The sequence below is a fragment of the Mycolicibacterium arabiense genome, from assembly GCF_010731815.2.
GTDB lineage: Bacteria > Actinomycetota > Actinomycetes > Mycobacteriales > Mycobacteriaceae > Mycobacterium > Mycobacterium arabiense.
In genome coordinates this window covers 991226-1001822 of record NZ_AP022593.1, presented here as the reverse complement: position 1 = coordinate 1001822, position 10597 = coordinate 991226, and the positions used below count along the sequence as shown (strand labels likewise).

The window sequence follows — 10597 nt, the reverse complement described above, 5'->3', positions numbered from 1 at the left end:
CAGTTACGTGGCGATGACTGCCGAGGTCAAGGACGAACTGAGCCGGCTGGTGATCAATTCGGTGACCGCACGGCGCGCCGAAGTGGCGTCGCTGCTCCGGTTCGCGGGGGGACTGCACATCGTGGCGGGACGCGTGGTGGTGGAGGCCGAGGTCGACCTCGGGATCATCGCGCGACGGCTGCGCAAGGACATCCACGATCTGTACGGCTACAACGCCGTGGTGCACGTGCTGTCGGCGACCGGCATCCGCAAGAGCACCCGCTACGTCGTGCGGGTCGCCCAGGACGGCGAGGCGCTGGCCCGGCAGACCGGTCTGCTCGACCTGCGTGGCAGGCCGGTGCGCGGGCTGCCCGCGCAGGTGGTCGGCGGCAGCGTCGGGGACGCTGAAGCGGCTTGGCGCGGTGCGTTTCTCGCGCATGGATCGCTGACCGAGCCCGGTCGCTCGTCGGCGCTGGAGGTCAGCTGCCCGGGACCCGAGGCGGCGCTGGCACTGGTCGGCGCGGCACGGCGGCTCGGGGTCAGCGCGAAGGCCCGCGAGGTCCGCGGTGCCGACCGGGTCGTGGTGCGCGACGGCGAGGCCATCGGCGCGCTGCTCACCCGGATGGGCGCCCAGGACACCAGGCTCACCTGGGAGGAGCGCCGGATGCGGCGCGAGGTGCGGGCCACCGCGAACCGTCTGGCCAACTTCGACGACGCCAACCTGCGCAGGTCGGCGCGCGCCGCCGTCGCCGCCGCCGCGCGCGTCGAGCGGGCGCTGTACATCCTCGGCGACACCGTGCCGGACCATCTGTCGACGGCAGGCAGGCTGCGCGTCGAGCACCGCCAGGCATCACTGGAGGAACTCGGTCGCCTCGCAGACCCGCCGATGACCAAAGACGCTGTCGCCGGCCGCATTCGGCGGCTGTTGTCGATGGCCGACCGCAAGGCCAAACAGGACGGCATTCCGGACACCGAATCCGCGGTGACGCCGGATCTGCTCGACGACGCCTGAGTTCACCTCGCGTGATGACCAGGCTGCGCGCGCTCGATCGCCCGCTACTAGGCTGGCCGAGGGCAGTCCATCACCGACTAAGGAGACTTGCGTGACCATCCGGGTAGGCGTGAACGGCTTCGGCCGCATCGGGCGAAACTTCTTCCGCGCACTGGATGCGCAAAAGCAAGAGGGCAAGAACACCGACATTGAGATCGTCGCGGTCAATGACCTCACCGACAACGCGACGCTCGCTCACCTGCTCAAGTTCGACTCGATCCTGGGTCGGCTGCCCTACGACGTGAGCCTCGAGGGCGAGGACACCATCGTCGTCGGAGGTCACTCCATGAAGGCGCTCGCCGTGAAGGAGGGCCCCGCCGCGATTCCGTGGGGCGATCTGGGCGTCGACGTCGTCGTCGAGTCCACCGGCATCTTCACCGCGCGCGACAAGGCGCAGGGCCACCTCGACTCCGGCGCGAAGAAGGTCATCATCTCGGCGCCCGCGAGCGACGAGGACATCACGATCGTGCTGGGCGTCAACGACGACAAGTACGACGGCAGCCAGAACATCATCTCCAACGCGTCGTGCACCACGAACTGCCTCGGCCCGCTGGCCAAGGTGCTCAACGACGAGTTCGGCATCGTCAAGGGCCTGATGACCACGATCCACGCCTACACGCAGGATCAGAACCTGCAGGACGGCCCGCACAAGGACCTGCGTCGCGCCCGCGCCGCGGCCATCAACATCGTGCCCACCTCGACCGGCGCCGCCAAGGCCATCGGCCTCGTGCTGCCCGAACTCAAGGGCAAGCTCGACGGCTACGCGCTGCGCGTGCCGATCCCCACGGGCTCGGTCACCGACCTGACCGCCGAGCTGAACAAGCCGGGCACCGCCGCGGAGATCAACGCCGCGTTCAAGGCCGCCGCCGACGGACCGCTCAAGGGCATCCTCAAGTACTACGACGCGCCGATCGTGTCCAGCGACATCGTCACCGATCCGCACAGCTCGCTGTTCGACTCCGGTCTGACCAAGGTGATCGACAACCAGGCCAAGGTCGTCTCCTGGTACGACAACGAGTGGGGCTACAGCAACCGCCTCGTCGACCTGGTCGCGCTCGTCGGCAAGTCGCTGTAGGTCCGTCCAGCAGCCATGGCGCTCAAATCCCTGTCCGACCTGCTGTCCGAAGGCGTCGAGGGTCGGGGCGTGCTGGTGCGCTCCGACCTGAACGTCCCCGTCGACGACGACGGCAACATCTCCGACCCCGGTCGCATCATCGCGTCGGTACCGACGCTCAAGGCGCTGGCCGACGCGGGTGCCAAGGTCGTCGTCACCGCCCACCTCGGTCGCCCCAAGGGCGGACCGGACCCGAAGTTCTCGCTGGCGCCGGTTGCGGAGGCGCTCAGCGAGCACCTCGGCAGGCACGTCCAGCTCGCCGGTGACGTGGTGGGAACCGACGCACTGGCGCGAGCCGAGGGCCTGACCGACGGCGACGTGCTGCTGCTGGAGAACATCCGCTTCGACGAGCGGGAGACCAGCAAGGACGACGCCGAACGCGTGAAGCTGGCCAAGGCGCTGGTCGAACTGGTCGGTGAAGACGGAGCGTTCGTCTCCGACGGCTTCGGCGTCGTGCACCGCAAGCAGGCGTCGGTGTACGACGTCGCGACGCTGCTGCCGCACTATGCGGGCAACCTCGTCGCCGCCGAGGTCGAGGTGCTCAGGCAGCTGACCAGCTCGACCGAACGCCCGTACGCCGTCGTGCTCGGCGGGTCGAAGGTGTCGGACAAGCTCGCGGTGATCGAGAACCTGGCGACCAAGGCCGACAGCCTGATCATCGGCGGCGGTATGTGCTTCACCTTCCTTGCCGCTCAAGGTGTCTCGGTCGGGTCCTCGCTGCTGCAGGAGGAGATGATCGACACCTGTCGCAAGCTCCTCGAGGACTTCGGTGACGTCATCCACCTGCCGGTCGACATCGTCGTGGCGGAGAAGTTCGCGGCCGATTCGCCACCGGAGACCGTTGCGGCCGACGAGATCCCCGACGGCAAGATGGGGCTCGACATCGGGCCGGAGTCGGTGAAGCGCTTCACCGCCCTGCTGTCGAACGCCAAGACGGTGTTCTGGAACGGCCCGATGGGCGTGTTCGAGTTCCCGGCGTTCGCGGCGGGCACCAAGGGCGTCGCGGAGGCCATCGTCACGGCGACCGGCAAGGGCGGCTTCAGCGTCGTCGGTGGCGGCGACTCCGCCGCGGCGGTCCGCCAGCTCGGACTGCCCGACGACGGGTTCTCGCACATCTCCACCGGTGGCGGTGCGTCACTGGAGTACCTCGAGGGCAAGGAACTGCCCGGCATCCAGATCCTGGAGTCTTGAGTCACATGGCGCGCAAACCGCTCATCGCAGGCAACTGGAAGATGAACCTCAATCACTTCGAGGCCATCGCCCTGGTGCAGAAGATCGCATTCTCGTTGCCGGACAAGTACTTCGACAAGGTCGACGTCACCGTCATCCCGCCCTTCACCGATCTGCGCAGTGTGCAGACGCTTGTCGACGGCGACCGGCTGCGGCTCACCTACGGCGCGCAGGACGTGTCGCAGCACGACTCGGGTGCCTACACCGGCGAGATCAGCGGCGCGTTCCTCGCGAAGCTGGGCTGCTCGTTCGCCGTCGTCGGGCACTCCGAGCGGCGCACTTACCACGGCGAGGACGATGCGCTGGTCGCCGCGAAGGCTGCCGCGGCCATCAAGCACGGCCTCACCCCGATCGTGTGCATCGGCGAGGGCCTCGACGTCCGCGAGGCGGGCGACCACGTGGCCTACAACGTCGACCGGCTCAGGGGCTCGCTGGCGGGGCTGTCCGCCGACCAGCTGAGCAAGGTCGTCATCGCCTACGAACCGGTGTGGGCGATCGGCACCGGCCGGGTGGCCAGTGCTGCCGACGCGCAGGAGGTGTGCTCGGCCATCCGCAGGGAGCTGGCCGAACTCGCGTCGGTCGACGTGGCGGCCACGGTGCGGGTGCTGTACGGCGGCTCGGTGAACGCGAAGAACGTCGGCGAGATCGTCGGCCAGACCGACGTCGACGGAGCCCTCGTCGGCGGTGCGTCACTGGACGGCGAGCAGTTCGCGACGCTCTCGGCCATCGCGGCCGGCGGCCCCCTGCCGTAACCCCCTGGCGGGGAACGGTCGGTTCACCCGTTATTCTGGGAGCCATGTACCTGGCCTTGCAGATCACCCTCATCGTCACCAGCTTGTTGGTGGTGTTGCTGGTGTTGCTGCACCGCGCCAAGGGTGGCGGCCTGTCGACGCTGTTCGGCGGCGGCGTGCAGTCCAGCCTGTCCGGATCGACCGTCGTCGAGAAGAACCTCGACCGGCTGACGTACTTCGTCACCGGCATCTGGCTGGTGTCCATCGTCGGCATCGCGCTGCAGATCAAGTACGGCGTCTAGGAGACTTCTCACCCTGCGTCACCGTCGGACCCCGTCGATACTGGACGCATGGCAGACGGAACGGATACCGCGCTCGAACCCATAGGCCCGGTGCGCCGAACACAGGTGGGCCGCGAGGCGACCGAACCGATGCGCGAGGACATTCGGCTCCTCGGCGCGATCCTCGGTGACACGGTGCGCGAGCAGAGCGGCGAGGACGTCTTCGACCTCGTGGAGCGCGCCCGCGTCGAGTCGTTCCAGGTCCGCCGCTCCGAGATCGACCGGAATCAGCTCGCGGCGCTGTTCGACGGCGTCGACGTCCACCAGGCCATTCCCGTCATCCGTGCCTTCACCCACTTCGCGTTGCTCGCCAACGTCGCCGAGGACATCCATCGGGAACGGCGCCGCGCGGTCCACGTGGCGGCGGGGGAGCCGCCGCAGCGCAGCAGCCTGGCGGCGACGTATCTGAAACTCGAGTCGGCCGAACTCGACTCGGCGACGGTCGCCGACGCGCTGACCGGGGCGCTGGTCTCGCCGGTGATCACGGCGCACCCGACCGAGACGCGGCGGCGCACGGTGTTCGACACCCAGCACCGCATCACCGAGCTGATGCGGCTACGCGCCAGCGGGCTCACCACCACCGGCGACGGGCGCGACATCGAGCGGGAACTGCGCCGGTGCATCCTGACGCTGTGGCAGACGGCACTGATCCGGTTGTCCCGGTTGAAGATTCAGGACGAGATCGAGACCGGTCTGCGGTATTACCCGGCGGCGTTCTTCGACGTCATCCCCAAGGTCAACGCCGAAGTACGCACGGCGCTGCAGGCCCGCTGGCCCGACGCCAACCTGCTGTCCGAGCCGATCCTGCGGCCCGGGTCGTGGATCGGCGGGGACCGGGACGGCAACCCCAACGTGACGGCCGAGGTGGTTCGGCTCGCGACCGGCAACGCCGCCTACACCGCCTTCGACCACTACTTCTCCGAGATCACGGCTCTCGAGCAGGAGCTGTCGATGTCGGCGCGGCTGGTGAAGGTCACCGACGAACTGACCGCACTCGCCGAGACCTGCGCCGAACCCGCCCGCGCCGACGAGCCGTATCGGCGCGCGCTGCGCGGGATCCACGGCCGGCTGACCGCCACGGCCCGGGCGATCCTCGACCGCCAACCCGAACGCGAACTCGACCTGGGGCTCGACCGGTACGGCGCACCGGACGAACTGCTGGCCGACCTCGACGTCGTCGACGCCTCACTGCGTGCCAACGGCAGCGCGGTCGTCGCCGACGATCGGCTGTCCCGACTGCGGGAAGCCGTGCACGTCTTCGGCTTTCACCTGTCTGGTCTGGACATGCGGCAGAACTCCGACGTACACGAGGAGGTCATCGCCGAACTGCTCGCCTGGGCAGGCGTGCACCCGGACTACGCGTCGCTGTCCGAGGACGACCGCGTGGAGATCCTGGTCGCCGAACTCGGCACCCGCCGACCCCTGGTGGGCGAGAACGCCGAACTGTCCGAACTCGCCCGCAAGGAACTCGACATCGTGGCCGCCGCAGCGCGGGCCGTGCGGGTCTTCGGGCCGCAGGCCGTGCCGAACTACATCATCTCGATGTGCCAGTCCGTGTCGGACATGCTGGAGGCCGCGATCCTGCTCAAGGAGGCCGGGCTGCTGGACGCCTCCGGTGAGCATCCCTACGCGCCCGTCGGCATCGTCCCGCTGTTCGAGACCATCGACGACCTGCAGCGCGGGGCGTCGATCCTCGAAGCCGTCCTGGATCTCCCGCTGTACCGCGCCATGGTGCACGCCAGGGGTGAGCAGCAGGAGATCATGCTCGGCTACTCCGACTCCAACAAGGACGGCGGCTACCTCGCCGCGAACTGGGCGCTGTACCGCGCGGAGCTGGATCTCGTGGAGTCGGCCCGCAAGACCGGCATCCGGTTGCGGCTGTTCCACGGCCGCGGCGGCACCGTGGGGCGCGGCGGCGGCCCGAGCTACGACGCCATCCTGGCGCAGCCGCCCGGTGCGGTGAAGGGGTCGCTGCGCCTGACCGAGCAGGGCGAGATCATCGCCGCCAAGTACGCGGAACCCAGAGCGGCCCACCGCAACCTGGAGACCTTGCTCGCGGCGACGCTGGAGTCGACGCTGCTCGACGTCGAGGGACTCGGCGACACGGCCGAGCCGGCCTACGAGGTGCTCGACGACCTCGCGGCACGCGCACAGCGCGCCTACGCCGACCTCGTCCACGACACCGACGGCTTCGTCGAGTACTTCAAGGCCTCGACGCCGGTCAGCGAGATCGGGGCGCTCAACATCGGCAGCAGGCCGACGTCGCGCAAGCCCACCACGTCGATCGCCGACCTACGGGCCATCCCATGGGTGCTGGCGTGGAGTCAGTCGCGGGTGATGCTGCCCGGCTGGTACGGCACGGGAACGGCTGTCGAGGAGTGGATCAACGGCGGCCCCGAGAGCCCGGACGAGAAACTCGCCGTGCTGCGCGACCTGTACGAGCGGTGGCCGTTCTTCCGCTCCGTGCTGTCCAACATGGCGCAGGTGATGGCGAAGGCCGACATGGGTCTGGCTGCCCGGTATTCGGAGCTGGTCGAGGACGAGGCGTTGCGGCACAGGGTGTTCGACAAGATCGTCGACGAGTACCACCGCACGGTCCGCATGCACGAGGTCATCACCGGTCACGACGACCTGCTGGCCGACAACCCCGCGCTGGCCCGGTCGGTGTTCAATCGCTTCCCGTACCTGGAACCGCTCAACCACCTCCAGGTCGAGCTGCTGCGCCGGTACCGCGCGGGCGACGCCGAGGAGCTGGTGCAGCGGGGAATCCTGCTCACCATGAGTGGGCTGGCGACGGCGCTGCGCAACAGCGGCTGAGGCTCAGCGCAGGGCGTAGCGCATCGTGGCGGGCCCGGCGGAGCGAGCGACCCCGCCGATCTGCGCGGCCACCGGGCGCGGGTGTGCGCTCCATCGGGCGCTGACGTCGTAGCGGCCGAGCAGGCGCGTCATCGCAGTGGTCATCGCCGCGAGCGAGAACGGCTGCGCCGGACAGGTGTGCCTGCCGTGCCCGAACGCGGTGACCAGCATCGGCGACGCGAGGCCTCCGACGTCGGCGAGCCGGTGCCCGCGCCACCGGTCGGGGTCCCATTCGGTCAGACTCGGCTCGGCCGAGGTGTTGAGCAGCGGCAGCAGCGTCGCGATGGTCCAGCCCGCAGGCACGTCGACGACGCCTGCGCCCGTGCGGAATTCGACCGGTGCGAGCACCGCGCGGGACATGATGGAGCGTTGCGCCATGCGGGTGCTCTCCAGGGCGCAGCGCCTGGCGAAGTCCTCGTCACCGTTCGCGACGGTCCGCAACGCATCGGGGTGCTCGACGAGATCGACGATGGCCCAGCCCAACGCGGCCATCAGGTTCGACATCGACGCGATGTGGATGAGTGCGACGTCCATGGCGACCCCGCGGGCGCGGGCCTCGGGGTCTTGGTCGGCCCACCCGGCGACGATGCGGGCGAACAGTGACCCCGGTGCCGGATCGTGCCGTGCAAGAGCGCCTTCGACGACGTCGGCGACTTCGGCGAGCGCGGCCCGTTCCACCCGTTTGCCCGACGCTGCGACCGCGGCCATCGCGTCCGGGTGCACGAAGGCGTCCGATCCGTCGAGTGCGTCGAATGCACGGACGAGTCGCTCGAACGGCTCCCCGTCGGCGCATCCCGGCGCGGCCCAGGACGCCAGCCCCATTCGGTGACCGAGCCTGCGGGTGACCGCGAAGACGTCGACGTCGCCGCGCTCGCCCAACTCGTCTCCGGTCACGTCGAGCGCGTGGCCGAGGTGGGCGAGATAGGACGTCACGTCGTCGCGCCGGAACAGCGAACCGGGCAGTGTGCGCCTGCCCGTGAAGATCTCGTCGGGCAGTTTGCGGCACAGCATCCGGTAGTCGGCCAGCCCCTTGCTGGCGACCTCCTCGGGCAACGCGTAGAACGACTCGACGCCGGTGGGGGAGAAGGTGAACACGTAACGGTCGCCGCCGCTGATCACGACGAAGTCGTCGCCGTGTGCCCCGCGTGCGTCGGCGATGGCACCCACGGCGTCACCGACCGCGACGTCCCAAGGCAGTCCCACGCCGTCGGCGACCGGAAGCACGTCCTGCGGTGCGGGCACCTACAGGCCGGTGCTCTTGCGGACGGCGTTGAGCGCGCCGCGCACCACGTGTTCGGTGGCCGCCCATGGCGCGACCACAGATTCGCCGAGACCGACGATCCGCTCGACCCGGTCGACGATGCGTTCGAGGCGCTCCACGACCGCGATGAGGCGCGGCGCGAGTTCGTCGATGCGCGTGATGGTCTCGTTGAACCGCTCGAGCGTGACGTCCAGACCGCTGGTCGATCGGTTGAGGTCGACCAGGGTGTCGCCGAGTTCGGTGAGCAGGGTGTCGACCTGTTCGACGGTGACGTCGGCGTTGAGCGCAGCCTGGGTCAGCGTCTTGATGCGCTGCCGACCGTGCGCGGCCCTGCTGCGTCCGTCACCTCTGTCTGCCATGAGGTGAGTATGCGGCGTGCTACAGCTTGGCCGCGGCGGCTTCGTCGAGAAGCCACACGGTGGCCTCGGTGCCCACGGCCCCCGCCGCGGGGAAGTCCTCGGCGCTGGCCCCGCCGACCGCCGCTGCGACGGCGTCGGCCTTCTCGCCGCCCGAGACGACCAGCCACACCTCGCGGGACTTCGTGACCGCGGGGAAGGTCATCGTGATGCGCTTCGGCGGCGGCTTGGGGGAGTCGAGCACCCCGACGACGAACCGCTCGGTCTCCCGGGTCGCCTCGGTGTGCGGGAACAGCGAGTTCACGTGACCCTCACCGCCCATGCCGAGCAGGTGCACGTCGAACTCGGGCACGGGACCGCCGCCCGAGGCATTGGCAGCGAGGACGTCGGCGTAGGCAGCGGCCGCGGCGTCGATGTCGTCGCCGAACTCGCCGTCGCTCGGCGCCATCGGGTGCACGTTGGCCGCCGGGACGTCGATGCCGTCGAGCAGCGCCTCGCGGGCCTGCTTCTCGTTGCGCTCGTCGTCGTCGGCCGGGACGAATCGTTCGTCGCCCCAGTAGACGTGGACCTTCGTCCAGTCCACCTCGGCCGAGCGCTCGGCGACGCGCTTGAGCAGCTTGACGCCGGTGCCGCCGCCGGTCAGGGAGACGTGCGCAACGCCGCGCGCGTCGATCGCCGCGGTGATCGCGGCCACCAGGCGGTCACCCGCTGCCGTCACCAACGCATCGGTGTCGGCGTACTTCTCGATCACGGTCTCAGACATAGGTCACCTCGTCGATGCCCCGCAGGGCGGCCAGATAGATCTCGTCGGCGTCGAGACGTCGCATGTCCTCGGCGAGGCATTCGCGAGTCTCCCTGCGTGCCAACGGCACCAGGGCGTCGGGCTTGCCGGTCCGGGTCAGGGACGCGGTCACGCCCTCCTGCGGTCGGCTCAGCGTGATGGTCTCGCTGGCGCGGACCAGTTCGACCTTCAGCTCGCCGACCCCACGGGTCACCGGACCGTCGATCTTGCTGGTTAACCAGCCGGCCAGGATGTCCAGCGCCGGTTCGTTCTTGAGGCCAGAGACGTGCGCCGACTGGATCTCCTCGAAAGGCCCCTGGTCGAGCGTCGAGGTCAACAGCGCGCGCCAGTAGGTGATCCGGCTCCACGCGAGGTCGGTGTCGCCTGGCGAGTAACCGGCCAGCCTGCCCTTGATCGCGGCCAGCGGATCCTCGCCGTTCGTGGCGTCGGTGATGCGGCGCAGCGCCAACTGGCCCAACGGGTCTCGCGCAGGCACGTCCGGCGCGACGTCCGGCCACCACGTCACCACCGGAGTGTCCGGCAGCAGGAACGGCATCACCACGCTGCTGGCGTGGTTGGCTAGCGGACCCGAGAGGCGAAGCACCACGACCTCATTCGCACCCGCGTCGCTGCCGACGCGCAGTTGCGCGTCGAGCCGGGCGTCGGAAGCCAGGCGGTCGCCGGGGCTGACCACGATCACGCGGCAGGGGTGCTCGCGGCTGGCCGCGTTGGCGGCCTCGATCGAATCCTCAAGCACCGCTTCGGTATCCGGGGCGATGACCAGGGTCAGCACGCGACCCAGCGTGATCGCGCCGCCCTCTTCGCGCAGTGCCTGAATCTTCTTGTTGATCGCGCCGGTGTTGGTGTTCGGCAGGTCGACTATCACGGTTGTCGGTT

General features: G+C 69.3%; 10 protein-coding genes. 6 read left to right on the top strand and 4 right to left on the bottom strand.

Annotation, left to right across the window (positions count from 1 at the left end):
- Window positions 1-13: 13 nt before the first annotated feature.
- From whiA to ppc, 6 genes are all read left to right on the top strand, one after another.
- Complete coding sequence (gene whiA / locus G6N61_RS06385; protein ID WP_163924634.1) at window positions 14-991, top strand: DNA-binding protein WhiA; 978 nt, start codon at window positions 14-16, stop codon at window positions 989-991.
- A gap of 91 nt (window positions 992-1082) precedes the next feature.
- Window positions 1083-2105, top strand: a complete 1023-nt coding sequence (gene gap, locus G6N61_RS06380) for a type I glyceraldehyde-3-phosphate dehydrogenase (RefSeq protein ID WP_163917767.1) — start codon at window positions 1083-1085, stop codon at window positions 2103-2105.
- A gap of 15 nt (window positions 2106-2120) precedes the next feature.
- Window positions 2121-3335, top strand: coding sequence for a phosphoglycerate kinase (locus G6N61_RS06375; RefSeq protein WP_163917766.1), 1215 nt, complete (start codon window positions 2121-2123; stop codon window positions 3333-3335).
- Between the two features lie 5 nt (window positions 3336-3340).
- Window positions 3341-4126: a triose-phosphate isomerase gene (gene tpiA, locus G6N61_RS06370; protein WP_163917765.1), complete on the top strand. Its 786-nt coding sequence runs from the start codon at window positions 3341-3343 to the stop codon at window positions 4124-4126.
- 44 nt (window positions 4127-4170) lie between these two features.
- The gene (secG, locus tag G6N61_RS06365; RefSeq protein ID WP_163917764.1) at window positions 4171-4407 is read left to right on the top strand and encodes a preprotein translocase subunit SecG; all 237 of its coding nucleotides are present in this window, start codon (window positions 4171-4173) and stop codon (window positions 4405-4407) included.
- A gap of 48 nt (window positions 4408-4455) precedes the next feature.
- Window positions 4456-7263 (top strand): phosphoenolpyruvate carboxylase, encoded by a 2808-nt coding sequence (gene ppc / locus G6N61_RS06360; RefSeq protein ID WP_163917763.1) that lies wholly within the window; start codon window positions 4456-4458, stop codon window positions 7261-7263.
- Window positions 7264-7266: 3 nt separating this feature from the next.
- Here the strand turns inward: ppc and G6N61_RS06355 are convergent, their stop codons facing one another.
- From G6N61_RS06355 to opcA, 4 genes are read right to left on the bottom strand one after another with little or no spacing between them, the layout of a single operon-like run.
- On the bottom strand, window positions 7267-8544 hold the full coding sequence (locus G6N61_RS06355) for a cytochrome P450 family protein (RefSeq protein ID WP_163917762.1): 1278 nt from the start codon (window positions 8542-8544) through the stop codon (window positions 7267-7269).
- Entirely contained in the window at window positions 8545-8922 is a 378-nt protein-coding gene (locus G6N61_RS06350; protein WP_163917761.1) for an ATPase, read from the bottom strand.
- A gap of 19 nt (window positions 8923-8941) precedes the next feature.
- Complete coding sequence (pgl, locus tag G6N61_RS06345; RefSeq protein ID WP_163917760.1) at window positions 8942-9682, bottom strand: 6-phosphogluconolactonase; 741 nt, start codon at window positions 9680-9682, stop codon at window positions 8942-8944.
- The gene (gene opcA, locus G6N61_RS06340; protein WP_163917759.1) at window positions 9675-10586 is read right to left on the bottom strand and encodes a glucose-6-phosphate dehydrogenase assembly protein OpcA; all 912 of its coding nucleotides are present in this window, start codon (window positions 10584-10586) and stop codon (window positions 9675-9677) included. Before opcA ends, pgl begins: the two co-directional genes overlap by 8 nt.
- Window positions 10587-10597 lie beyond the last annotated feature (11 nt).

Excerpts from the sequence above, each read along its gene's own strand:
- whiA (WP_163924634.1), top strand. The coding sequence starts at position 14 with ATGACTGCCGAGGTCAAGGACGAACTGAGCCGGCTGGTGATCAATTCG.
- G6N61_RS06375 (WP_163917766.1), top strand. The coding sequence starts at position 2,121 with ATGGCGCTCAAATCCCTGTCCGACCTGCTGTCCGAAGGCGTCGAGGGT.
- tpiA (WP_163917765.1), top strand. The coding sequence starts at position 3,341 with ATGGCGCGCAAACCGCTCATCGCAGGCAACTGGAAGATGAACCTCAAT.
- secG (WP_163917764.1), top strand. The coding sequence starts at position 4,171 with ATGTACCTGGCCTTGCAGATCACCCTCATCGTCACCAGCTTGTTGGTG.
- ppc (WP_163917763.1), top strand. The coding sequence starts at position 4,456 with ATGGCAGACGGAACGGATACCGCGCTCGAACCCATAGGCCCGGTGCGC.
- G6N61_RS06350 (WP_163917761.1), bottom strand. The coding sequence starts at position 8,922 with ATGGCAGACAGAGGTGACGGACGCAGCAGGGCCGCGCACGGTCGGCAG.
- pgl (WP_163917760.1), bottom strand. The coding sequence starts at position 9,682 with ATGTCTGAGACCGTGATCGAGAAGTACGCCGACACCGATGCGTTGGTG.